This window comes from Bradyrhizobium sp. USDA 4369 (genome assembly GCF_054056435.1).
In genome coordinates this window covers 846989-870889 of record NZ_JBSRYH010000001.1, presented here as the reverse complement: position 1 = coordinate 870889, position 23901 = coordinate 846989, and the positions used below count along the sequence as shown (strand labels likewise).

The window sequence follows — 23901 nt, the reverse complement described above, 5'->3', positions numbered from 1 at the left end:
TTCGACTTGAAACATCTCGTCCGTAATATGCTGCGTAGCGGCTGGTTCCAGCGCGCCGTTGGGTTTCTCGCGGCTGAGTACCTGCGCCTGGTTTGGCTCACCAACCGCTTCACCTATGAGCCGGCGGATGTCTACGAGATCGTCGAGCCGCAGATGCCGGCGATCTTCGCCTTCTGGCACGGCCAGCATCTCCTGACGCCGTTCATCCGGAACAAGCCGAGCTACCGCGCCAAGGTGTTGATCTCCCGCCATCGCGACGGCGAGTTCAACGCCATCGCTGCCGAGCGGCTCGGCATCGGAACCATCCGCGGCTCGGGGGACCACGGGTCCTCCTTCCACCGGAAAGGAGGGGTGGGGGCCTTCAAGGAGATGGTGCGCGCGCTGGAAGACAACTATAACGTAGCATCGACCGCGGATGTGCCGAAGCGTGCGCGGATTGCGGGCCTCGGCATCATCATGCTCGCGCGTGAATCAGGACGTCCGATCATGCCCTTTGCGATGGTCACGAGCCGCTTCATCCGCCTGAAGAACTGGGACAGCACCACCATCAATCTGCCCTTTGGCCGCGGCGCATTGGTGGGAATCAAGGAAATCCACGTGCCGCGCGATGCCGACGCCGCGGCGATGGAGCAGGCGCGCCTCGACCTCGAAGCCACGCTGAACGAATGCATGCGTCGCGCCTATCAGATCGTCGGCCGCCCGGATGCATGCCCGCCGCCCGTCACGGGGGCCTCCAGTGGCTAACACGCTTCCGATGGCCCTGCGCGTGTACCGCGGGTTGTCCTCGGCGGCGGCGCCGCTTGCGCCGGCCTTGATCAGGCAGCGGCTCAAGCATGGCAAGGAAGATCCGGAGCGGACCGACGAACGCCGTGGCCTGAGCCACGACACGCGCCCGCTCGGACCGCTGGTCTGGATTCACGGCGCCAGCGTCGGTGAGGTGCTGGCGGCGGCGGCGCTGATCGAGCGGTTGCGCGCGCTCAACATCCGCATCCTGCTCACCTCGGGAACGGTGACCTCGGCCGCGATCGTGGCCAAACGTTTCCCGCCGGATGTGATCCATCAATACGTCCCCTACGACACGCCACGTTTTGTGGAGCGGTTTCTCGATCATTGGCGCCCGTCGCTCGGACTGTTCATCGAATCCGACCTCTGGCCCAATCTGATCCTCGCCGGCGCCTCCCGGCGGGTGCCGATGGTCGTGATCAATGGACGGATGTCGCCGCGCTCGTTCCCGCGCTGGCGCCGCATGTCCGGCACGATCTCCGCGCTGCTCGGACGCTTCGATCTTTGCCTGGCCCAGTCGCAGGCCGACGCCGACCGGTTTTCTGCACTTGGCGCCCGCAATGTGATCACGACGGGCAATCTCAAGCTCGACGTCCCGGCGCCGCCGGCCGATCCGGTCAAGCTCGAACGATTGATGGCGATGACGCGCGGCCGCCCGGTGATCGTCGCCGCCTCCACGCATCCGGGGGAGGAGGAGATCCTCATCGCGACGCACAAGGCGCTCTCCAGTGCCTTGCCGTCCCTTCTCACCGTGATCGTGCCGCGGCACCCTCAACGCGGGTCTGCGATCGCCGATCTCGTTGCCGGCGCCGGCCTGCAGACAGGCCTGCGGTCGCGCGATGGTCAGCCGCTAGCCGGAACCGAGATCTACATTGCCGACACGATCGGCGAACTCGGGCTGTTCTATCGGCTGGCCTCCATCGTGTTCATGGGCGGCTCGCTGGTCGAGCATGGCGGTCAGAACCCGATCGAGGCCGTCAAGCTCGGCGGCGCCATCGTCCACGGGCCCCACGTCTTCAACTTTGCCGAAGTCTATGAGGCGCTCGATTCGGCAGCTGGTGCCCGTCTCGCCCAGGACCAGTTGGCGCTGGTCCGGCAGTTCAGACATCTGCTGGCTGATCCCGAGGCGGGCAACAGCCTGGTCGCTGCCGGCTCGCGCGTCGTCAATCAGCTCGGCGGCGCGTTGGAGCGAACGATGGCTGCCCTGGAGCCGTATCTCCTGCAGGTCAGGCTGGAGATGGGAACCGCGCGAGATGCGTGAGCCGGCCTTCTGGCTCCGGCCGCACGCCTGGCAATCGCTGCTGCTGTCTCCGCTCTCGGCGCTGTATGGCGCCATCGCCGCACACCGGATGGCGCAGAGCGGCCTTGATGCCGGAGTTCCCGTCATCTGCGTCGGCAATTTTCACGTCGGCGGCGCCGGCAAGACGCCGACGGTGCTGGCGCTGTCGGCTCTGCTCCGCGAGATCGGCGAGCACCCGGTCGTGCTGAGCCGCGGCTATGGTGGCCGGCTGGCTGGGCCGGTGGCGGTCGATCCCGCCACCCACGCGGCCGCTGACATCGGCGACGAGCCGCTGATGATGGCCGCCCACGTGCCTGTCGTGGTGTCGCGCAATCGCGCCGCGGGCGTCGGGCTGGCGAAGGCGCAAGGCGCCAGCGTGATCCTTATGGATGATGGCTTTCAGAACCCGTCAATCACCAAGGATCTCGCATTGATCGTGATCGATGGCGCGCGCGGGCTCGGCAATGGCAGGGTGTTTCCAGCCGGACCGCTGCGGGCGCCCTTGCCGCCGCAGCTCGCGCGCACCGACGCGCTGATCGTGGTCGGCAGCGGCGCCGCTGGCGAGGCGGTCGCAGCCCGCGTCGCCGCAGCGGGAAAGCCGGTTTTCAGAGCGCATCTGCAGCCGGACACCGAGGTGGTCAAAGCGCTGGCCGGACGGCCGCTGCTCGCCTTCGCGGGCATTGGCGACCCCCAGCGCTTCTTCCGGACGCTTCGGACCAGCGGGCTCGAGGTCATCGGCGAGCGCGCGTTTCCTGATCATCATCCGTTTTCGACCGATGAGATCGCCGCGCTGGCCGAGCAGGCCAAGCATCAAGGCTCGACGCTGGTCACAACCCAGAAGGATCTGGCCCGGCTTCGCGGCCATCGCATCTTGGGCCGATCGGACCCGGTGATCATGGCGTTCCCCGTGACGCTGCAATTCAGCGATCCGGCGGCGTTGCGCGGCTTGGTCGCGCACCGGCTCGCGTCGGTGCGGCAGCGTCAGCCATTCGCCTTGAGCGCGCCTGGATAATGCCGCTGGAGCACCGCGCTCGGCAGCGCATAGGCCTCCTGCAGATCGACGCTCCAATATTTCAGCTCATCGAGCGGGATCCGCGCATCGGTCACGGCGCATCGCACGTAGCTCCCTGGCGAGATCACGCGGAAATCGCCATCCAGATACTGCACCTGCGCTTCCCCCTGGCCCGAGGGACCGAACTTGTTGAGCACGTCCGTGATCTCCATCCATGTACGCCGACGAGCGCACGAAGGTCATAGTCCATTGATTTTTAACACAGATGGGGGCCGCTGTCGCTTCCGCAAACCCACTGATTTGTGATGCTTCGGCCCGAAACTCCGTGCTAGCTAGAATTTTGGATCTCTGCCGCTCGTCGTGCCCGGCTGGTTTGATGCGCTCCCTCATCGCCGTCGTCCTCTCTCTGCTCTGCGCAGTGAGCTCCTCAGAAGCTGCGGAGCCATTGCCTGCGCCTGTGGCCATCGAGATCCCTTCCGCCGGCTATGTGCTGCATGCGCAGCTTTACAGGCCGAGCAGTGCGGGACCGTTTCCCGTCGTCATCGCGCTGCACGGCTGTGGCGGGCTTGCCGGCCGCGCCGATCCCGTGCTGCCGCGTTACCGCGATTGGGCCGAGGAACTCGTCAAGGACGGCAAGGCCGTGCTGCTACCGGACAGCTACGGCTCGCGGGGGCTGGGACCGCAATGCCGGGTCAAGGAGCGTCGCATCAGCGGCCGCCGCGAACGCGTCGCCGATATCGTCGCCGCGCAGAAATGGCTGACCCAGCAATCCTGGGTGATGCCGGATCGCGTCAGCCTGCTGGGCTGGGCGAGCGGCGCGAGCGCGCTGCTGTGGGCCGTGCGGCCGCAATTGCCGGACCATGTCTCGCCAGACTTCCGCTCGGCGGTCGCCTTCTACCCGGATTGCCGTGCGTCGTCGGGACTCGGTTGGAGCGCACGGGTTCCCACGCTGATCCTGATCGGCGGCATGGACGACGTCTATTCGCCACCGGCCTGCCGGCAGATGATCGATGGTGCGCGGGGCCGCAGCGCGCTGACGCGGATCGTGGTCTATCCCGGCGCCTATCACGATTTCGACCGCGTCAATCTGCCGGTGCATATGGTGGCCGGCAGTGATGCGGCCGCGCCCGAGCGCGGCCATGTGGGCTCCGATCCCGAAGCCCGCGCCGACGCCCAGAAGCTCGTCGCCGACTGGCTGGCGCGTTGATGCTCCAAGCTGTCTGCTGGGGCACGAACTTTCGAAAAAAACGATTCCGGCTCTTCCAGTCGTACTTGCGCTAAAGCGAGATGAGATTAAGTTCGATATCCTGAGTTTTTGAGGTAGTTGGCACACTCTTCTGCGGAGAAGGCGTCGAGGGCAACAGCAATTGCGGCGCAAACCGTGTCGACGGTTCGCGCCGCGGCTTTGCGTAGAAGGTGCTTGAGCTTGGCAAAGACCTGTTCGATTGGGTTCAGGTCGGGCGAGTATTTGGGCAAGAAGAAGATCCTGGCTCCTACCGAGCGGATCAATTGGCGGACGGCTTTGCTTTTGTGGCTGCCGAGGTTGTCCAAGATCACGATATCGCCCGGATGAAGGGTCGGCAAAAGAACGTGCTCTACATAGGTGCGAAAGCTTTCGCCGTTGATCGGCCCTTCAATGAACCATGGTGCATCAATGCGGTCGTGGCGCAGTGCCGCCAGAAAGGTCATTGTTTTCCACCGTCCGTGAGGGACTTTGGCGGTCAGCCTGCTGCCACGCGGGCTCCATCCTCGCAACGGCGCCATGTCTGTCCTGGTCCAGGTTTCGTCGATAAAGACAAGGCGCGTGGCGTCGATGCGATCTTGATATTTCCTCCATTGCTCTCGTCGCCGCGCCACGTCAGGACGATCGCGTTCGCCAGCCTCCACGCTTTTTTTTGAAGCTGAGCTTCTCGGCATGAACGAATTCCCAGACCGAACGGTAGTCGACTTTCAACCCGCGTTCGGCGAGCTCGGCCACCAGCCCTCTTAAGGTGAAGTCGCTCGCTCTGATTCGCTGTTGCAGCCACGTGGCATGCTCACCCGAGATCGCCTTGGGCTTATGGCCGCCCATCTGGCCAGGTTCGATGCTGCCTGTCTCCTTCTCAAGCCTGGCCCAATTGATCGCTGTGCTGATCGCGACCCCAAACTGCTTGGCCGCCTTATTGCGAGACATCCCGCCCTTGATCGCGGCGACAACCCGCTTTCGAAGGTCCAGAGAATATGGTGCGCCCATCCGTGCTGGCCTCCTTCCCAGCCAACACGGTGAATCAGAAACACGCTGATTTGGGAATCCCAAATCGATTCAGACTATTCTCATCCCGCTTTAGAACAGGCTGCCTTGATCGGCCCGATCGGGTGAGCGCTTCGCTGCCGCCGGCTTGGTCTCGCGTGCGGTCTTGGGCGGCGCTGCCGCCGGAGCCGCGCGGCTGGCAGCGGCCGTCGCCGCGACCACGCCATCGGCGAACTCGATCGAGAGCGCGGCATTGGGGCCGATGCTTGCGGCCTGATGCAGCGGGTGACCGGAATCATCGCGCACCAGGGCGAAGCCGCGCGCCAGCACGCTGCGATAGGACAGCGCCGCCAGCAACTGGCCGGCATGGTCGACGCGCGCCGACAACCGCGAGATTGACGTCGCCAGCGCGCGGGACGCGCGATCCGCCAGCCGCTCGGTGCGGTCGCGCTCGCGTGCGATCGCTTGTCGCTTGGTCTGGGCATAAGCGAGGCGAGACGCCTTGAAGCGGGCATCGAGCACTTCGAAACGCTCGCGTCGCCGATGCAGCAACGCCCGCGCCGACAGCGACAGCCGCTCGGAGGACACGATGAGGCGATGATCGGCCTGCGCGATCTGCCCATGCAGCACGCGCAAGGTCAGCTTGGCACTGGCCGCGGCGAACTGGCGGAAATGCACGTGGGTGTTGGTCTTGAGCGCGCGGGGAAGGCTGGCCGCTGCGGAATCCAGTCGCTGCCGCGGAATGGCCAGCAGCTCGCTCGCGACTGGCAGCGCTCGCGCCGCGGCGCGCAGCTCGTTGCGGCGGTTCTCCTGGCCGCGCTGCCAGCACACGCTGACGCGGCGCGCAAGGCTCGCGACCTCCTGCATCAGTTCGCTGCGCACCGGCACCGCCATTTCCGCCGCGGCCGTGGGCGTCGGCGCCCGCTTGTCCGCGGCGAAGTCGATCAAGGTGACGTCGGTCTCGTGGCCCACCGCCGAGATCAGCGGGATCATGCTCTCGGCTGCGGCGCGAACCACGATCTCCTCGTTGAACGACCAGAGGTCCTCCAGCGAGCCGCCGCCGCGCGCGACGATCAGCACGTCGGGACGTGGAATCGGGCCGTCCTCCGGCAGATCGTTGAAGCCGCGGATCGCGGCCGCGACCTGCTCGGCCGAGCCATCGCCCTGCACCTTGACCGGCCACACCAGCACATGGCGGGGAAAGCGGTCTTCCAACCGGTGCAGGATGTCGCGGATGACAGCGCCTGTCGGTGAGGTGACGACGCCGATCACCTCGGGCAGCCAAGGCAGCAGCTGCTTGCGGGCGGGATCGAACAGGCCTTCGGCGCCGAGCTTGCGCTTGCGCTCCTCCATCAGCGCCATCAACGCGCCGATGCCGGCCGGCTCCAGCGCCTCGATGACGATCTGATATTTCGAGGAGTTCGGATAGGTGGTGAGCTTGCCGGTAGCGATGACCTCGAGCCCTTCCTGGGGCTTGAAGCGCATGCGGCCGTGCACGCCCTTCCAGATCACCGCCTCGATCTTGGCGCTCTCGTCCTTGAGCGCGAAATAGCAATGGCCCGAGGAATGCGGTCCGCGGAAGCCGGTGATCTCGCCGCGCACCCGGACATGGCCGAACTGGTCCTCGACCGTCCGCTTCAGCGCTGAGGACAGTTCGGAGACGGTAAATTCGGGCGCGTTGGGCAGGGCTTCTGCGGGCGGCATCGATCGCTGATTCGGATTGGGGGAGCAGCTGCCAAGGTACGAGCTTTCGGTCCCGACCGCCAATCAAGCGGTTGGCTTTTCGATAACTCTGTAATACAGAGTACTCTAAGTCAGGCAGGGAAGGGGAGAGAGACCGTGCGGAAGAGCATCACGATCGTGGGTCGGCTCGTTGGCTGGGGCCTCAGCCTCGCTGGGGCTCTGGCGCTGGTTCTGGTGGGCATGATCGCAACGCCCCTGGTGTACCCGCCCGAGCTGAAGTCGATCTCGGAGACCGTCGGACGTGTCGATCGCAGCACCATGCCGCCTCTGCAGCGCTTCAGCGCCCGTGACGGCACTGAGCTCGCCTATCGCCACTATCCGGCGCGGACGACGCCGGTCGGAAAGATCGCCATCCTGGTCCACGGCTCATCGGGCTCCAGCGTGGCCGTGCATGCCCTCGCCGACGGGCTCGCCGCCCGCGGCATCGACACGTTCGCGCCCGACATCCGCGGCCATGGCGGCTCCGGCACCCGCGGCGACATCGGTTATCTCGGCCAGCTCGAGGATGATCTCGCCGACCTCGTCACGGAGGTCAGGAAATCGCTGCCGGCCCAGCCGATCGTGCTGCTCGGGCATTCCGCAGGTGGAGGTTTCGCGCTGCGCGCCGCCAGTGCGCCGATCCAGGATCTGTTCGCGCGCACCATCCTGCTCTCGCCCTATCTCGGCTATGATGCGCCGACCAACCGCGACAATTCCGGCGGCTGGGCCAGCCCCGACATTCCCCGCATTCTCGCGCTCGGGCTGCTGAGCCGGATCGGCGTGTCGTGCTGCGAGGCGCTGCCGGCGCTAGCCTTCGCCGTCAGGCCGAACTCGGAGAAATATGTCGCCTCGACCTACAGCTACCGCCTGCTGCGCAATTTCGCGACGCGCGGCTACAAGCCCGATCTCACCGCGGCGAAGCACCCGGTGACCCTGATCGCCGGCGCCGATGATGAGCTGATGCAGGCCGACAAATATGCCGACGCTGTGCATGCGGTGGCGCCCGCCGTTGACGTCAGGCTGATCCCCGGCGTCAATCACATGGAGATCGTCTCGGCGCCGCAGGCCGTCAGCGCGATCGCAGAGGACGTGGCTAGGCGCTAGAGGGGCAATGCGCATGATCGACAGCCTGGAAGCCGCACGCGCGCTTGATGACATCGCGGACATGGCCAGGCGCGTGCGTCAGTCGCAGATCTACAGGCTGTCCAGCCTGCTGATGATGCTGTGGGGCGCGCTGGTGTTTGCCGGCAATCTCGTGACCTATCTGACGCCTCACTACGCCGACAAAGCGTGGCTTTCGGTCTACGTGCTGGCGATCGGCGGATCGGTCGTGGTGGGCGCCGCGGAGAAGGCCCGGTTGGGGATGAGCAGTTTCGATGTCAGGTCGCTGCTCGCCTTCGTGATGTTGTTTGCCTTCGGCTTTTTCGTCGAGACGATCGGCCATTTCGGCCCGCGCGAGATGGGCGCGTTCTGGCCGGTCTATTTCATGCTGTTCTACTGTCTCGCCGGATTATGGTTCGGCATCGCCTTCACGATCTTCGGGCTCGGCGTCACCGCCTTGACCCTGATCGGCTACATCTTCATCGGCGCCGCATTTCCGCTCTGGATGGCGTTCGTCAATGGCGGCGGCCTGATCATCGGCGGTCTCTGGATGCGGCGGAGCTGACGGCGTTGGCGGAGCTCGACGAGATCATCCATCAGCCGCTGCGGCTCAGGATCATGGCGGCCCTGAATGCGCTGCCGGCAGGGACAGGGCTGGAATTCGTCCGGCTGAAGAAGCTGACGGGGGCGACCGACGGTAATCTCGGCGCCCATATCGAGACGCTGGCGCGCGCCGGCTACGTCACCGTCGACAAGGCCTTCGTCGGCAAGAAACCGCAGACGACGGTCACGCTGGCCGGCCCGGGCCGGGCCGCCTTCGCCCGCCATGTGGCGGGCCTGCAGGAAATCATCGCCGGTGCCGCGGCGAAACCGCCCGAGCCATGATTTGACTCTGTTGCGAGGGCCGGGCAATTGGGGCCTCCAAATTGACCCACCCTGCGACGGCATCGACGATGAACATTCTCCTGATTGGTTCCGGCGGTCGCGAGCATGCGCTCGCCTGGAAGATTGCCGGCTCTCCGCTGCTCACCAAACTGTGGTGCGCTCCGGGAAATGCCGGCATTGCCAAGGAGGCGGAATGCGTTGCGCTCGACGTGACCGATCATGCGGCGGTGATCGCGTTCTGCCAGGCCAACAAGGTCGATCTTGTCGTGGTCGGGCCGGAGACACCGCTCGCCGCCGGAATCGTCGACGATGTCGAGGCCGCAGGGATCAAGATTTTCGGGCCTCGCAAGCTCGCCGCGCAACTCGAGGGCTCCAAGGGGTTCACCAAGGATCTGTGCGCTGAATACGGCATTCCGACCGGGGCCTATTGCCGGTTCGACAATGCGCCCGAGGCTCTGGCCTATGTCCGCGAGCACGGTGCGCCGATCGTCGTCAAGGCCGATGGCCTGGCGGCCGGCAAGGGCGTGGTCGTGGCCAAGACGCTGGCCGAGGCCGAGGACGCCGTCAGCATGATGTTTGAGGGCGGCTTCGGCGTCGCCGGCACCGAGGTCGTGATCGAGGAGTTTCTCGAAGGCCGCGAGGTGTCGTTCTTCGCGCTGTGCGACGGTCAGACCGCGATTCCGCTGGCATCGGCGCAGGACCACAAGCGGGTGTTCGATCACGATCAGGGGCCGAACACCGGCGGCATGGGGGCCTATTCGCCGACGCCGTTCGTGACGCCGGAGATCCACGATCAGATCATGTCGCGGATCATCCTGCCGACCATCGACGGCATGAATGCGCGCGGCACGCCGTTCAAGGGCATCCTCTATGCGGGCCTGATGCTGACGGCGCAGGGCCCCAAACTGTTCGAATACAACGTCCGCTTCGGCGATCCGGAATGCCAGGTGCTGATGCTGCGCATGATGTCGGATCTCGTGCCGGCGCTGCTGGCCGCTTGCGACGGGCAGCTGAAAAACTTCGATCTGCGCTGGTTTCCCGATGCCGCCGTCACCGTCGTGATGGCCGCGAAGGGCTATCCGGGCGACTACGCCAAGGGCAGCGTGATCGAGGGGCTCGATGCAGCCGCCAAGGTCGAGGGCGTCGAGATCTTCCATGCCGGCACGGCCGCCAAGGACGGCGCCATCCTCGCCAATGGGGGGCGCGTGCTCAACATCTGCGCCAGCGGCAAGACGGTCACCGAAGCCCAGGCGCGCGCCTACCAAGCCGTCGACCTCATCAAATGGCCGGACGGCTTCTGCCGGCGCGACATCGCCTGGCAGGCGCTGGCGCAGGAGAAGGCCGGCGGCTGACGTCGCACAATCTCAGCGTCGCGCCTTGAAGAACGTCTTCAGCATCTCGGCGGCCTGCTGCTCGCCGACGGCCGAATAGATCTCCGGCACGTGATGGCAGGTCGGCGCGGCGAAGAAGCGGACGCCGGACTCGACGGCGCCGCCCTTGGGATCGGCCGCCCCGTAATACAGCCGGCGGATGCGGGCGAAGGAGATCGCGCCGGCGCACATCGTGCACGGCTCGAGCGTGACGTAGAGATCGCAATCGACCAGCCGTTCGCTGCCGATCACCTGCGCGGCCTGGCGGAGCGCCAGGATTTCGGCATGGGCGGTCGGATCGCGATCGGTCAAAGTGCGGTTGGCGGCGGTGGCGATGACAGCATTGTCCCTGACGACGACGCAGCCGATCGGCACCTCGCCGGAAATTGCGGCCGATTCGGCCGCTTTCAGCGCCAAATCCATGAAAGAAGGGCTCTTCATGGCTCGTATTGCCCGCCCAAGTCTGCTACTGCATCGCCCTTCAGCAAAACCGGACCTCGATTTTCCGCGTGACAGGCGCTGCTCAGAGCGCGCGTACCACGCGATGTCCCGCACCTCAAAGTGAGACCTTCATGCCCCGCGACACCGACAAAGACAACGATTCCCGCGGCCGCCGCGGCGGCGCCCCGCGGGGGCGGTCCGAAGGTGGCAAGGGACGCTCGGGCGCCGCGCGCGGGCCGGAGAAGAAGTTCGCCAAACGCGGTTTCGGTGACAAGGACGCGGGAGCCAAGGGCAAGCGCTCGTTCGACGACGGCCGCGCCCCGCGCCGCCGTGACGACGGCGATGCGCCGCGCAAATCCTATGGCGACAAGCCGCGTTTCAACCGCGATGAGCGTCCGCGCGGCGATCGGCCGTTTGCCGCCCGTCCGGCGCGGGCCGCCGATGGCGAGAAGCGCGCCTTCAAGCCGCGCGGCGACCGGCCGAAATTCGACCGTGACGAGCGCGGTGGCGAGAAGCGCCCCTATACGCCGCGCGCCAATCGCGACGAGGCCCGTCCGGCGGGCCCGCTCGTCCGAGCGCAAATTCGGTGAGCGCAAGCCCTACGCCGCGCGGGAGCGTGACGGCGATAAGCGGCCCTATACGCCGCGTGGAGAGGGCGCGCGTGATCGCGGCGACCGGCCGCGCGCAGACCGCAGCTTTGGCGACCGGCCGCCGCGGACCGGCGATCGCCCCGAGCGCAAGTTTGGCGGAGAACGCAAATTCTCGCGTGGCGCCGAAGGGGATCGCGGCGAGCGCAAATTCGCAGCGGGGCCGCGCGGGCCGCGCAAGGAGTTCGGTGATCGGCCGCAGCGCGGCGAGACCAAGCCCTGGCAGAAGCGCGGCGCGGATGGCGATCGTCCGGAGCGCAGCCCGCGTCCGCCGCGCGAAGGCGGCCGGAGCTTCGACCGGCCACGGTCCGATCGCCCGCGTGAGGATCGTCCGAAGTTTGACAGACCCAAATTCGACAAGCCCAAATTCGACAAACCCAAGTTCGACCGTCCGCGCGATCGCGGCGAGGAGCGCAGCTTCGACCGTCCGCGCCGTCCGGAAGGGCGCACCGACTGGCAGGAGCATCCGCGCAGCGAGCGCCGCGGCGAGGGCTTCTCCGAGCGGCCGCGCCGCGACAATGAGGACGACAGCAGGGTCTTCGCCAAGCGTCCAGCCTTTGGCGGCCGCGGCGCCTATCGTGAGCGCAAGCCGGAGACCGACAAGCGCAGCAAGCGCGTCGTGCCCGACGAGGCGCCGAAGCCCGGCAAGGCTGGCGATCGGATCGCCAAGGTGCTGGCGCGCGCTGGCTTGGCCTCGCGCCGCGATGCCGAGGAGATGGTGACGCAGGGCCGCGTCACCGTGAACGGCCGCGTCATCAACTCGCCGGCGCTCGACGTCACCGAGAACGACGTCATCCAGGTCGACGGCGCCCCGCTGCCCGAGCGCGAGCGCACGCGCTTGTTTCTGTACCACAAGCCGCGCGGCCTGATGACGACGCACAGCGACCCCGAGGGTCGCCCGACCGTGTTCGACAATCTGCCCGAAGGCCTGCCGCGGCTGATCTCGATCGGCCGGCTCGACTTCAACACCGAAGGCCTTTTGCTGCTCACCAATGATGGCGGCCTCGCCCGTGTGCTGGAGCTGCCGGACACCGGCTGGACGCGACGCTATCGCGTCCGCGCCCATGGCGAGATCACCCAGGCGCAGCTCGACCAGCTCGCCGCGGGTGTCGAGGTCGACGGCGTGAAGTATGGCCCGATCGAAGCCACGCTCGAGCGCGACCAGGGTGCCAATGTCTGGCTCATCGTCGCGATCCGCGAAGGCAAGAACCGCGAGGTGCGCAACGTGCTGGCGCATCTGGGGCTCGAGGTGAACCGCCTGATCCGCGTCTCCTATGGTCCGTTCCAGCTGCTGGAGCTGCCCGAGGGCGAGGTGCAGGAGGTCAAGACCCGGGTGCTGCGCGAACAGCTCGGCGAGAAGGTCATCGCACAGTCGGGCGCGGATCTCGGCCCGGCGGGTACGGGCAATCGCGAGCCGCTGCCGGATCCCAAGCCCAAGCCGAAGCGTGAGGTCGTCGCCGACCGCAAGGGCCGCCGTGTGCTGGTTCAGCGCACCGGCAGCGAGGAGGCGCGCGCGCGCCACGAGGCCGAAGCGCGCTTTCCCGGTCCGCCGCGGCGGCCGAAGCGCGGCTATCACGGCAAGCGCGATATCACGCCGCAGGACGAGTAGGGTGGTGCGATGCGTGTCGTCGGTGGACGGCTGAAGGGCCGCAACATCGCCCCGCCCGCCTCGCGCGACATCCGGCCGACCCAGGACCGGCTGCGCGAGGCGCTGTTCAACATCCTCGTCCATGCCTACGACGATCCGATCGACGGCGCGCGCGTCCTCGACCTGTTTGCCGGCACCGGCGCGCTCGGCATCGAGGCGGTCTCGCGCGGCGCCGTGTTCACGCTGTTCGTCGACAATGGCGCCGAGGCGCGGGCGCTGTTGCGCAACAATGTCGAGGTGCTCGGCCTCGGCGGCGTCACCAAGGTCTATCGCCGCGATGCCACCAACCTCGGCCCGGCCTATCCGGTCGAGCCATTCTCGCTGGTGTTTCTCGATCCGCCCTATGGCAAGGGCCTGGCCGAGACGGCGCTGGCTTCGCTGCGCGACGGCGGCTGGCTCGTGCCGTCGGCACTGCTGGTGGTCGAGGAGTCCAAGGCTGCCGCGTTCAAGGCGCCCGAGGGCTTCGAAGAGCTCGAGCGCCGCGCCTATGACGACACCGAGTTCGTGTTTTTGCGCGGCCCTTGATCCTTGCTCGGTGTCGCCCCTGCGAACGCAGGGGCCCATAACCACAGGATCGCGTTGGGATGCGTGCTGCTCGCCACGTCGATCTTTCCCTCACGTCTGCCGCGGCGTATGGGTCCCGGGTCTGCGCCTCCGCGGCGCTTTGCGCCGCTGCGGCTTGCCCGGGACGACAGCTCGTTTGTATCTGCCGTCGTGCCACTCCTCGTCGATCGTCAGGTCGTCTCTTATCTCCTCCCGAACAGCTTCTCGACGTCGGCGAGCTTGAGCTCGACATAGGTCGGGCGGCCGTGATTGCACTGGCCGGAGTTCGGCGTCTCTTCCATCTCGCGCAACAGCGCGTTCATCTCTTCCGGCTTGAGGCGCCGGCCGGCGCGGACGGAGCCGTGGCAGGCCATGGTGGCGGCGACATGCATCAGGCGGCGCTCCAGCGGCAGCGCCTCGCCCCATTCCTCCATGTGTTCGGCGAGATCGCGCAACAGCCCGGCCGCATTGATCTTGCCGAGCAGCGACGGCGTCTCGCGCACCGCCACCGCGCCGGGACCGAAGGATTCGATGGCGAGACCGAACGAGGCGAGCTCATCGGTTCGCGCCAGCAGCGCCTCGACGATGGCCTCATCGAGCTCGACGATATCAGGGATCAACAGGATCTGCCGCTGCACGCCATGCGCGGACAGCGAAGCCTTGAGCCGCTCATAGACGATGCGCTCATGGGCGGCGTGCTGATCGACGATGACGAGGCCATCGCGCGTCTGCGCCACGATGTAGGTGTCGTGGAGCTGTGTGCGCGCGGCACCCAGCGGACGGTCGAGCAGGTCGGGCGCGGCCGGTTGCTCGTGCAGGCGCAGATCGGCGCGCGGGCCGCCGACGTCGAATGCGGCCTGGGCCGGCTCGGCAAAGGCCGCCGGCGAGAACGCCGCAGCGGCAGGCATCGCATCCGCGCCGTGATCGCGCGGCACCGGCGCGGGCGGCGCCGATGGCGAACGCTGCCAATCCCAGTTCATGGGACCCGGGTTGGGGCGCGGCGGCGCGAACGCCGGGCGGAACGCGGCAATGGTCGCGCCGCCGTCATTGGCGGCGGTGCGGCGTCCCTCACGCGCCAGGCCTTCCTTCAGCGCGTGGATGATCAGCGCACGGACCAGGCCGGCATTGCGGAAGCGCACCTCGGTCTTGGCCGGATGCACGTTGGCGTCGACCTCGCGTGGATCCAGCGTCACGAACAGCGCCACGACGGGATGGCGGTCGCGCGGCCAGATAGTCGGCATAGGCGGCGCGCACCGCACCCAGGATGAGCTTGTCGCGCACGGGACGGCCATTGACGAATAGATATTGGCCGAGCGCATTGGCCCGCGTCAGCGCCGGCGCAGCCGCGAAGCCTTCGATCGCCACGCTCTCCCGCGTGCTGCGCACCGCGATGGCATGGCTGCGGAAGTCGGCACCCAGGATGTCGCCGAGCCGCGTCAGCTGGCCGGGCGCCCCCGGCAGGGCCGCGGCCCAGGTCACCGGCGCGCGCTCCTCTCCGGCCAAGGTGAAGGCGATGTCGGGCCGCGCCATGGCGAGCCGCCGCACCACTTCGCGGATCGCCTCGGCCTCGGTGCGGTCGGTCTTGAGGAACTTCAGCCGCGCCGGCGTGGCGTGGAACAGGTCGGCGACCTCGACGCGCGTGCCCTGATTGAGCGCCGCCGGAACGACCGGAGACTTCTCTCCGCAATCGACCTGCAGCGCCCAGGCATGCGGCTCGCTCTTGTGCCGCGTCGTGATCGACAACCGCGCCACCGAGCCGATCGAGGGCAGCGCCTCGCCGCGGAACCCGAGGGTGCGGATCTGCAGCAGGTCCTCGTCGTCGAGCTTCGACGTCGCATGGCGCTCGACCGCAAGCGCGAGATCGGCGGCGGTCATGCCGCCGCCATCGTCTGTGATCGCGATCTTCCGCCGCCCGCCGCCATCGGTGAAGATGTCGATGCGGCTGGCGCCGGCGTCGATCGCGTTCTCGACCAGCTCCTTGACCACGCTCGCGGGGCGTTCGACCACCTCGCCGGCGGCGATGCGGTTGATGATCTGTTCGGGAAGCTGGCGGACGGGCATGGCGCGGACTGTCGGAGGATTCGGATACGCTGTTGTAACCACCGCAGCGGCGCGGAGCCACGCTGCCGCTCGCCACATTGTGACGGTAGAATAGCCTTTTTCGCGCAGTGCGGCAGGCGAAAGCAACGTTCTCCAACGGGATTGTGAGGCGGGCGGGGCCAGTATATCGTTTCACGAAAATCACAATCAGCCGGAGGAAGCCCATGTGCCGTCTGTTCGCACACCAGCCTCAGCACGATTATGAGTCGCAGACCCGCTCGTTGCGGATCGGCGGCCATAGCACATCGATCCGGCTCGAAATGGCGTTCTGGGACACGCTCGAGGAGATCGCCGCCAAGGAAGGCACGAGCCTCGCCAAATTCGTGACCACGCTCTACGCCGAGGTGCTCGATCATCACGGCGAGGTGAAGAATTTTGCCTCGCTGCTGCGCTGCTCCTGTCTGATCTACCGGGCCAAGGCGACCGCCGCGCTGCCGGATTTTCGCGCCGCCGCGGCGATCATGGACGCGGCCGAGTAGTCACGGGCTCGCTGTGTCGTCTCCCTCCCCCGCTTGCGGGGGAGGGCGGGGTGGGGGGCGCTACGCGGGCAGTCCCGCTGGAGCGTTCCCCCACCCGCATCGCATCTTCGATGCGATGCGACCTCCCCCGCGAGCGGGGGAGGCGTTGACCGCAATTTGTCGCAAGCCGTGTGCCCAACACGGCGACGACTTGTCAATCAGATCTCCTTCTTCTGCATCGCGCCCGCGATGTAGTCGGCCTGGCGGATCGCCAGGGCCACGATGGTCAGCGTGGGATTGCACGCCGCGCCCGTGGTGAACTGGCTGCCGTCGGAGACGAACAGGTTCTTGATGTCGTGGGTCTGGCCGAACTTGTTGACGACGCCGTCCTTGGCCTTCTCGCTCATCCGGTTGGTGCCGAGATTGTGCGTCGAGGGGTAGGGCGTGGTCGGATAGGTCACGGTGGCGCCGACCGCCTCGTAGATCGCCGAGCCCTGCTTGTAGGCATGGGCGCGCATCGCGACGTCGTTGGGATGATCGTCGAAATGCACTGAGGCCACCGGCATGCCGAACTTGTCCTTGGCGACCGGGTCGAGCGTGATGCGGTTGGTCTCCTGCGGCATGTCCTCGCCGACCAGCCACATGCCGGCCATGCGCGGATAGGTCTCCATCGCCGCGGTGAAGCTGCGGCCCCAGGCGCCAGGATTGAGGAACGCCGCCATGAAGGGCAGGCCGAGCGACAGCGTCTCCATCTCGTAGCCGCCGACGAAGCCGCGCTTCGGATTGAACGCCGCCTCGTCGCGGACGATGCCGGCCATCGTGGTGCCGCGATACATGTGCACCGGATTTTCGAACGTCGCATAGACGCTGCCGGTCATGTGCCGCATGTAGTTGCGGCCGACCTGGCCGGAGGAGTTCGCGAGGCCATCCGGGAACAGGTTCGAGGCGCTGTTGAGCAGCAGCCGCGGGCTCTCGATCGAGTTGCCGGCGACCGCGACGATGCGGGCCTTCTGCAGCTGCATCTTGCCCTGGCTGTCGGCATAGACCACGCCGGTCACCTTGCCGGAGGCGTCATGCTCGATCTTGATCGCCATGCTGCCGGGCCGCACTTCGAGATTGCCGGTGGCCTCGCCCTTGGGGATCTCGGTGTACAGGGTCGACCATTTCGCCCCGGACTTGCAGCCCTGGAAACAGAAGCCGATCTGCTGGCAGGCACCGCGGCCGTCGCGCGGCTGCGAGTTGATCGCCATATTGCCGGTGTGCACGGTCTTGTAGCCGAGCTTGCGGGCGCCGGCCTCGAGCACCTTGAAATTGTTGTTGCCGGGCAGGCCGGGAATGTCGTTGGTGCGGGTCACGCCCATCTTGAACTCGGCTTTGGCGTACCACGGCTCCATCTCGGCGAGCGTCACCGGCCAGTCCATCAGGCTCGCGCCGGGCACGCCGCCATAGGTGGTGCGCGCCTTGAACTCGTGCTCGTCGAAGCGCAGCGAGGCGCCGGCCCAGTGCACGGTGGAGCCGCCGACCGCCTTCACGATCCAGGCCGGCAGATTGGCGAAGTCCTTCGCCACCCGCCAGGTGCCGGACGTGGTGCGCATGTCGGTCCAGGCGAGCTGGGTGAAGCTCTCCCATTCATCGTTGATAAAGTCGGGGATCTCGTAGCGATTGCCAGCTTCGAGAATGACGACCTTGATGCCCTTCTGCGCGAGCTCGTTGCCCAGCGTGCCGCCGCCGGCGCCCGAGCCGATGATGACGACGACGCTCGAATCGTTCTGATCGAATTTTGCCATTGTGGTTTCCTCCGTGTGCTCTTTGTTGTTCGCCGGCGTCAGGCTTTCGGCAGCCAGTCGATGTCGGAGAAGCCACGGTTGATGTAGCCGCCATGCTCGGCGGAGGAGCCCTCGTAGCCGAATTTCGGCCAGAGCTCTTTTTGATTGTAGAGCGAGACCACGAGGTCGCCGCGGATGGTCTTGAAGAAGGTGGTCTGCTCGATGCCCTGCAACAGCGCGACGCGGTCGGCCTCCCACGGCACCTGCGCATACGGCACCTTGTGGCGGTCGCGCGCATCCTGGTCGAGCCGGGCGATGCCGTCATTGATCATCGCCTTGACGGCTGCATCTTCGGCGGCCTTGCCGTCCCACGGCTTGACCGCAACGATGTAATAGCGGTCGGCGAGGAAGTCGTGCGGATAGATGTCGCGCGCGACCTTCACCAGCGTCTTCAGGGTAGCCGGGGTCAGCGCTTTCGCATCCTCGGCCCAGGCATCGGTGATGCCGAGGCCGGTCGCGGAGGCGACGGCTGCGGCCGGCACGGTCGAGGCCGCGCCCTTGAGAAAGACGCGGCGGTCGTATTTGTTGCGGCGATCGACTTCTCTCATGGCTAGTTCCTCCGTGTGTTTGTTGCTTATGTTTTTGGTTGGTCTTGCGGCTCAGCCGAAGCGGCCGCCGCGCTGGATCACCTCGATCTTGTAGCCGTCGGGATCGGTGACGAAGAAGAAGCGCGCCAACGTCGCGCCATTGTGCTTGAAGTCGCGCAACGGGCCCGGCGACAGGTTCTCGCGCTCGAAGCGGGCATGTTCGGCGTCGAGATCGTCGACCACGACGGCGAGATGACCATAGCCGTCGCCCAGCGTATACGGCTCCTTGCGGTCGTAATTGACGGTCAACTCGACCTCGAATGGCGACGACGGATGGCGCAGATAGATCAGGGCGAAGCCGTCGAAGCGCAGATTATCGGCGATCTCCAGGCCGAAGGCGCGCTTGTAGAAGTCGAGTGCCTTGGCTTCGTCGAGCACGCGGATCATCGAATGAACGGGTTTGGCCATCTCAATTGTCCTTCAGATAGGTGATGAGCGCGGCGCGCATTTCGGGCTTGGCCTGGCGGTAGGCCATTACGGCGCCGGGGATCAGCTCTTGCGGGTTGGTGAGCCAGGCATCGAGCTTGGCCTCGTCCCAGGTGAAATCGGCCTTGGCGAAGCCGGCCGAATAGCGGAAGCCTTCGACCGAGCCCGCGCGGCGGCCGACGACCTTCGCCAGCGGCGGTCCCTGCCGCATCGGCTCGGCGCTGCTCAGCGTATGGCAGACGCCGCATTGCTGCTTGAACAAGGTCGCGCCGTCGACGGGCTTGGGGGCGGGCAGCGCCATCTGCGCAGACGCAATCGTGGTGCTCAGCACCGCGCCAATGAATGACCCACACAGAAGAAGCGCGTATTGCGCCGCACGCCGTCCCGACATCGATCCTCGCTCATCATTTTTCTTGAGCCTAGGTCGCAGCCGGCGCGGCGTGGTAGTAGCGGGCTGTTTCAGCGAGAACAAAGCGTGCGCAGGAATCGTGCGCGACGCAGCATATGTCAGCGTTGCGGACTAATCGTCGAAACGGCGCGCCCCGCGCCCCGCCTTGACGTCGCTGCGCAGCTTCTTGCCTTCGAGCCGGCGCTGCTTGGAGCCGAAGGTCGGCTTGGTCGGGCGCCGCACCTTCGGCCGCACCATCGCTTCGCGCAGCAGCGTCACGAGACGTTCGATGGCGTCGGCCTTGTTGCGCTCCTGGGTGCGGAAGCGCTCGGCCTGGATCACGATGACGCCGTTCTTGGTCATGCGCTGGCCCGCGAGCCGCGCCAGCCGTGCCGCCGCATCCTCCGGCAGGGTGATCCGGCTGGTGTCAAAGCGCAACTGCGCCGAGGTCGACAGCTTGTTGACGTTCTGGCCGCCGGGCCCGGAGGCACGGACGAACGAGATCTCGATGTCGTCTTCGTCGATGGCGAGGTCGCGGGAAATCCGCAGCATGGGGCACCAGGGAATCGAGGCTTTCGCGTGCACAATAGCCGGTTTAGGGGCAGCGTGCGCGGTCTGCGCCTGTTCGATCGTGTGGCTGGCCTGGGACCGATGCCAAACTCTCCGCTGTCATCCCGGCGAACGCCGGGATCCATAACCCCAGGGAGCGGTGTGGGGCAGGGTGGTCGTCGGCACCTTCCGCCTCAAGTCTGCTGCGGCGTATGGGTCCCGGATCTGCGCCGCGCTGTCGCGCGTCGTGGCTTGTCCGGGACGACAGCGGGGGGGGATGGGCATTCACGGTTCAAACAGCGATTGACATGGCTGCGCGCTCTCGCGGCATCTCATGCCCGAGGCTTGCGATCGTCGTGGCCCTCGCAAGGAACGCAGAGGGCGCGGGGAATGCCGGGTGCCGGCCGCACCCATGGTCCGCCTGCGGAAAGATGCAGGCGGCAGGTACCACAGGTTCAGCCGAGACATCCCGGCATTCCCCGCGCGATGGTCTTCACGCTTATACGCAGTCTCCCTGGTGCGCCGGGCGTTCTGGCCACCATTGCGCGTGACGCTTGCGCATCAGCGCGTGATACCAGCATCGGGGTATCAGGACGCTGCGACTTCACGTGCGCGACAGATCGTTCGTCCGCGCCCTCGTGAGAACACGCTGCGACCTCTCGCGGCCACCGCCTCCCCGCCTCGCGTGTCGTGACGATCGCGCGCAACGCCCCTTGCAATGAGGCGGGATGGACGGATCATGAATTCTGAAAAATAGCAAGGTGATTATTTTTATCAGAAGTTGACGCCGCATCCCGCGCTGTCGTCCCCGGCAAGCCGCCGGCAACGCGACGCGTTGTCCGGGGGCGGCGACCCGCGATCCATACGTCACGGCTGACGTGATACACGAGGTATCAACGACCAGCCTGCCTCGAACATCTCCCTGGGGTATGGGTCCCGGCTCAAGGCCGGGACGACACCATTTTTGTGGCGCCAGCGGTCGTCAGCCGCAATCGCTCGTCATGGCCGGGACAAGCCCGGGCACGACGCACAATTCATAGTTTTCATACTTCGCCGAAGCGAGCGCCCGCCGCGCCCGCTCAGTTCGTCTTGGTCACCGGCGCGGTGGCCGGCGCCTGGGCCGGCTCGGCGGCGGCTTGCGGGGTGCGGCCGACGACGGCGGTCAGCAGGCCCTGGCTCCAGAGCTGCCTGGCCGCCTTCTTGGCGTCGTCGAGCGTCACGGCGTTGACGATCTCGCTGCGCTTCTCGATGTAGTCGATAGGCATCTTGTCGAGCTGATATTGCAGCATCGCCTGCGCCAGCTTGGAGGAGGTGTCGAGCGCCAGCATCTGCGAGCCGTTGATGTAGGACTTGGCCTCGTCGAGCTCCTGCTGGGTCGGGCCGTCCTCGGCGATGCGGCGGATCTCCTGCTCCACGGCGGCGATGGTCTCGCCGGCGCGGTCGAAGCGGGTGGCGGTGTTGCCGATGAACAGTGCGGAATGATCCATCCACAACAGCGCGTCATAGACGGAGTAGGCGAGGCCGCGCTTCTCGCGGACTTCCTTGTAGAGCCGCGACGACAGGCCGCCGCCGCCGAGAATGTGGTTCACCACATAGGCGGCCATGAAGTTCGGGTCGTGCCGGCGGATGCCGGGGCCGCCGAAGGTGATGACGGTCTGCGGCACGTCGAGCGACACGAGCACGCGCTGCGGCGGCTTGGTGGCGACGATGTCGGGCACCGGCGTCAGCTGAGCCTTGGCGGGCAGCGCGCCGAAGGTCTGGTCGAGCAGCTTGCCGAGCGTGGCCGGATCGACGTCGCCGACGACCGCGACCTTCAGCGTGTCCTTGGCGAGCACGCGCCGGGTGTAGTCCTTGAGATCGTCGATGGTGATGGTCGGCACGCTGTCCAGCGTGCCGTTGGAGGGACGGCCATAGGGGTGGTTCGGGAAGGCGAGTTCGAGGAATTTGCGGCCCGCCAGCGCGCTCGGATTGGTCGTCTCGCGGCGCAGGCCGGAGAGCACCTGCGAGCGGATGCGCTCGATGTCGGTGCTGTCGAAATGCGGCGAGGTCAGCGCCGTGCGCAACAGCTCGAATGCCTCGTCCTTGTTGTCGCGCAGCATGCGCAGCGAGCCGCGGAAATTATCGCGCGCGACCTGGAACGAGAGCTCGATGGCGCGGCGGTCGAGCCGCTCGTGGAAGGTCTTGGAATCGAGATCGCCGGAGCCCTCGTCGAGCAGGTCGGCGACGAGATTGCCGACGCCGGGCTTGCCGGCAGGGTCCTGCGCGGCGCCGCCCTGGAACGCATATTCCATCGCGATCAAGGGCACGGTCGCGTCCTGCACGAACCAGGCCTCGATGCCGCCGGGCGACACCAGGCGCTGGATCTTGGTCGCGGCCTCTGCGGCCGGCGCGATCGTGAGTGCTGCGGCCGCGACGGTGAGGACGCAGGCGAAACGGCGGGCGAAGGTCATTGTGCTCATCACGACCGCTTCTCCTCGCGCTTGGCCGCATTGTCCTTGATCAGATAGCCCGTCACGGATCGCGTCTTCTGCAGCCAGGTCTGCGCGGCGGCGCGCACCTGCTCGGCGGTCACAGCACGGATGCGGTCCGGCCAGCTTCTGATGTCCTCGATGCTGAGGCCTGTAGTGAGGCCGCCGCCATACCAGCGCGCCATCGTGGCCTGGTTGTCCTGGGCGTAGATCGCCTCCGCGATCAGCTGCGTCTTGACGCGTTCGAGGTCGGCGGCCGGAACCGGGTTCTGCGCGATCTCGGCGATCACGCTGTCGACCACCGCCTCGACCTGGGCGAAATCGACGCCGGGCCGCGGTGCCACCGCGATCGAGAACTGGGTCGGATCGAGCGACGTGCCCTGATACGACGCGCTGGCATTGATCGCGAGCGGCTTGTCGACGACCAGCGCGCGGTAGAGATAGGAATTGCTGCCGCTGCCCATCAGCTGCGCCAGCACATCGAGTGCGGCCGACTGGCCGGGGGCGGCTGTCGTGGCCGACGGCACCAGATAGAAGCGGCGCATCGAGGGCTGCTCGACATGCGGATCAGCCAAGGTGACGGTGCGCGGTGCGACCGGCTCCGGCTCCTGCGGCCGCAACCTGCGTGCGGGAATGTCGGCCTGCGACGGGATCTTGGCGAAGGTCTGCTCGACCAGCGGCCGCACTTCCTTGGCGTCGGTGTCGCCGGCGATCACCAGGATCGCGTTGTTGGGCGCATAGAAGCGGCGATAGAACGCCAGAGCATCCTCGCGGCTGAGCTTCTCGATCTCCGGCTTCCAGCCGATCACCGGCCGGCCGTAGGGATGGTTGACGTAGAGCGCCGCCATGATCTGCTCGTTGAGGCGGGCTTCCGGCGAATTGGCGACGCGCATGTTGTATTCCTCGAGCACGACGTCGCGCTCGGGCAGCACGTTCTCATCCTTCAGCACCAGGCCGGTCATGCGATCGGCCTCGAACTCCATCATCTTCGGCAGCTGATCGCGCGGCACGCGCTGGAAGTAGCCGGTGTAGTCGACCGAGGTGAAGGCGTTCTCATTGCCGCCGATCTTCAGCACGGTCTTGGAGAACTCGCCGGCCGGATGCTTATCGGTGCCCTTGAACATGAGGTGTTCGAGGAAGTGCGCCAGTCCCGATTTGCCGGGCGTCTCGTCGGCGGAGCCGACCTTGTACCAGATCATCTGCGTCACCACCGGAGTGCGGTGATCCTGGATCACGACGACCTGCAGGCCGTTGGGGAGGGTGAAGCTGGCAGGGGGCTCGGAGGCGAACGTCGTTTGCGCCGCAGCGCCGGCCGTGAACGCGAGGAGAGAGACGAGCGCGGCAGCGACGGGGATGAACCGGTGCGAGGACATCATGATCCTTCTGAAGGCCCGAGAGGGGCGATCGGGTTTGAGCGCAGCATGCTACACCGCGCGGG

The 23901-nt window shown here is 66.6% G+C and carries 21 protein-coding genes and 2 pseudogenes; 11 read left to right on the top strand and 12 right to left on the bottom strand.

Going from position 1 to position 23901, the window contains the following annotated elements; all coding sequences use genetic code 11:
* Positions 1–6 precede the first annotated feature (6 nt).
* Genes ACVIJ6_RS04120 through lpxK form a run of 3 tightly spaced genes read left to right on the top strand, consistent with a single transcriptional unit; the run spans position 7 to position 3074 of the window.
* Positions 7–744 (top strand): lysophospholipid acyltransferase family protein, encoded by a 738-nt coding sequence (locus tag ACVIJ6_RS04120; RefSeq protein WP_456771604.1) that lies wholly within the window; start codon positions 7–9, stop codon positions 742–744.
* Positions 737–2044 carry a 3-deoxy-D-manno-octulosonic acid transferase gene (locus tag ACVIJ6_RS04115; RefSeq protein WP_456771603.1) on the top strand — a complete coding sequence of 436 codons (1308 nt, stop codon included), beginning with the start codon at positions 737–739 and terminating at the stop codon, positions 2042–2044. The genes ACVIJ6_RS04120 and ACVIJ6_RS04115 overlap by 8 nt, the downstream gene beginning before the upstream one ends.
* On the top strand, positions 2037–3074 hold the full coding sequence (lpxK, locus tag ACVIJ6_RS04110) for a tetraacyldisaccharide 4'-kinase (protein WP_456771602.1): 1038 nt from the start codon (positions 2037–2039) through the stop codon (positions 3072–3074). Before ACVIJ6_RS04115 ends, lpxK begins: the two co-directional genes overlap by 8 nt.
* Here the strand turns inward: lpxK and ACVIJ6_RS04105 are convergent.
* Complete coding sequence (locus ACVIJ6_RS04105; protein WP_012041933.1) at positions 3044–3271, bottom strand: DUF2093 domain-containing protein; 228 nt, start codon at positions 3269–3271, stop codon at positions 3044–3046. The genes lpxK and ACVIJ6_RS04105 overlap by 31 nt on opposite strands.
* A gap of 179 nt (positions 3272–3450) precedes the next feature.
* Here ACVIJ6_RS04105 and ACVIJ6_RS04100 point away from each other — a divergent pair, with 179 nt between their 5' ends.
* Positions 3451–4281, top strand: coding sequence for a dienelactone hydrolase family protein (locus ACVIJ6_RS04100; RefSeq protein WP_456771601.1), 831 nt, complete (start codon positions 3451–3453; stop codon positions 4279–4281).
* Positions 4282–4367: 86 nt separating this feature from the next.
* On the opposite strand, the gene ACVIJ6_RS04095 is transcribed toward ACVIJ6_RS04100, so the two are convergent.
* Positions 4368–5307, bottom strand: a protein-coding gene (locus tag ACVIJ6_RS04095) for an IS630 family transposase (protein ID WP_456771600.1) whose coding sequence is annotated in 2 segments (ribosomal slippage) — positions 4368–4970 and positions 4972–5307 — 939 coding nt in all. Because the reading frame shifts where the segments join, the coding sequence is not laid out codon by codon here.
* 90 nt (positions 5308–5397) lie between these two features.
* On the bottom strand, positions 5398–7008 hold the full coding sequence (gene xseA, locus ACVIJ6_RS04090) for an exodeoxyribonuclease VII large subunit (protein ID WP_456771599.1): 1611 nt from the start codon (positions 7006–7008) through the stop codon (positions 5398–5400).
* A gap of 198 nt (positions 7009–7206) precedes the next feature.
* Here xseA and ACVIJ6_RS04085 point away from each other — a divergent pair, with 198 nt between their 5' ends.
* The 4 genes from ACVIJ6_RS04085 (at position 7207) to purD (ending at position 10364) form a co-directional block, all read left to right on the top strand.
* A complete protein-coding gene (locus tag ACVIJ6_RS04085; RefSeq protein WP_456776894.1) occupies positions 7207–8130 on the top strand; it encodes an alpha/beta hydrolase in 924 nt (307 codons plus the stop codon).
* A gap of 13 nt (positions 8131–8143) precedes the next feature.
* Complete coding sequence (locus ACVIJ6_RS04080; RefSeq protein ID WP_456771598.1) at positions 8144–8692, top strand: hypothetical protein; 549 nt, start codon at positions 8144–8146, stop codon at positions 8690–8692.
* A gap of 5 nt (positions 8693–8697) precedes the next feature.
* The gene (locus ACVIJ6_RS04075) at positions 8698–9012 is read left to right on the top strand and encodes a winged helix-turn-helix domain-containing protein (RefSeq protein WP_012041938.1); all 315 of its coding nucleotides are present in this window, start codon (positions 8698–8700) and stop codon (positions 9010–9012) included.
* A gap of 68 nt (positions 9013–9080) precedes the next feature.
* The gene (gene purD, locus ACVIJ6_RS04070) at positions 9081–10364 is read left to right on the top strand and encodes a phosphoribosylamine--glycine ligase (RefSeq protein WP_456771597.1); all 1284 of its coding nucleotides are present in this window, start codon (positions 9081–9083) and stop codon (positions 10362–10364) included.
* Positions 10365–10376: 12 nt separating this feature from the next.
* On the opposite strand, the gene ACVIJ6_RS04065 is transcribed toward purD, so the two are convergent.
* Positions 10377–10823 carry a nucleoside deaminase gene (locus ACVIJ6_RS04065; RefSeq protein ID WP_456771596.1) on the bottom strand — a complete coding sequence of 149 codons (447 nt, stop codon included), beginning with the start codon at positions 10821–10823 and terminating at the stop codon, positions 10377–10379.
* A 131-nt stretch (positions 10824–10954) separates the two neighbouring features.
* Here ACVIJ6_RS04065 and ACVIJ6_RS04060 point away from each other — a divergent pair.
* Together ACVIJ6_RS04060 and rsmD are read left to right on the top strand one after the other, a co-directional pair.
* Positions 10955–13079, top strand: a pseudogene (locus ACVIJ6_RS04060) (pseudouridine synthase).
* Between the two features lie 9 nt (positions 13080–13088).
* Positions 13089–13643 carry a 16S rRNA (guanine(966)-N(2))-methyltransferase RsmD gene (gene rsmD, locus ACVIJ6_RS04055; RefSeq protein ID WP_456771595.1) on the top strand — a complete coding sequence of 185 codons (555 nt, stop codon included), beginning with the start codon at positions 13089–13091 and terminating at the stop codon, positions 13641–13643.
* 221 nt (positions 13644–13864) lie between these two features.
* Here rsmD and mutL read toward each other — a convergent pair.
* Positions 13865–15722: pseudogene (gene mutL / locus ACVIJ6_RS04050) on the bottom strand (DNA mismatch repair endonuclease MutL).
* 203 nt (positions 15723–15925) lie between these two features.
* Between mutL and ACVIJ6_RS04045 the strand changes: the two are divergent.
* On the top strand, positions 15926–16240 hold the full coding sequence (locus tag ACVIJ6_RS04045) for a ribbon-helix-helix domain-containing protein (protein ID WP_456771594.1): 315 nt from the start codon (positions 15926–15928) through the stop codon (positions 16238–16240).
* Between the two features lie 197 nt (positions 16241–16437).
* On the opposite strand, the gene ACVIJ6_RS04040 is transcribed toward ACVIJ6_RS04045, so the two are convergent.
* The 7 genes from ACVIJ6_RS04040 to ACVIJ6_RS04010 all read right to left on the bottom strand — a co-directional run bounded on the left by ACVIJ6_RS04040 (position 16438) and on the right by ACVIJ6_RS04010 (position 23839).
* A complete protein-coding gene (locus ACVIJ6_RS04040; RefSeq protein WP_456771593.1) occupies positions 16438–18006 on the bottom strand; it encodes a GMC family oxidoreductase in 1569 nt (522 codons plus the stop codon).
* A gap of 38 nt (positions 18007–18044) precedes the next feature.
* Complete coding sequence (locus tag ACVIJ6_RS04035; RefSeq protein WP_456771592.1) at positions 18045–18593, bottom strand: gluconate 2-dehydrogenase subunit 3 family protein; 549 nt, start codon at positions 18591–18593, stop codon at positions 18045–18047.
* 51 nt (positions 18594–18644) lie between these two features.
* Positions 18645–19040 carry a VOC family protein gene (locus ACVIJ6_RS04030; RefSeq protein WP_041750462.1) on the bottom strand — a complete coding sequence of 132 codons (396 nt, stop codon included), beginning with the start codon at positions 19038–19040 and terminating at the stop codon, positions 18645–18647.
* Between the two features lies 1 nt (position 19041).
* On the bottom strand, positions 19042–19359 hold the full coding sequence (locus tag ACVIJ6_RS04025; RefSeq protein WP_456776893.1) for a c-type cytochrome: 318 nt from the start codon (positions 19357–19359) through the stop codon (positions 19042–19044).
* A gap of 219 nt (positions 19360–19578) precedes the next feature.
* Positions 19579–19998, bottom strand: a complete 420-nt coding sequence (arfB, locus tag ACVIJ6_RS04020) for an alternative ribosome rescue aminoacyl-tRNA hydrolase ArfB (RefSeq protein ID WP_456771591.1) — start codon at positions 19996–19998, stop codon at positions 19579–19581.
* Positions 19999–21074: 1076 nt separating this feature from the next.
* Complete coding sequence (locus ACVIJ6_RS04015) at positions 21075–22454, bottom strand: M16 family metallopeptidase (protein ID WP_456771590.1); 1380 nt, start codon at positions 22452–22454, stop codon at positions 21075–21077.
* Positions 22454–23839 (bottom strand): M16 family metallopeptidase, encoded by a 1386-nt coding sequence (locus tag ACVIJ6_RS04010; RefSeq protein WP_456771589.1) that lies wholly within the window; start codon positions 23837–23839, stop codon positions 22454–22456. Before ACVIJ6_RS04010 ends, ACVIJ6_RS04015 begins: the two co-directional genes overlap by 1 nt.
* Positions 23840–23901 lie beyond the last annotated feature (62 nt).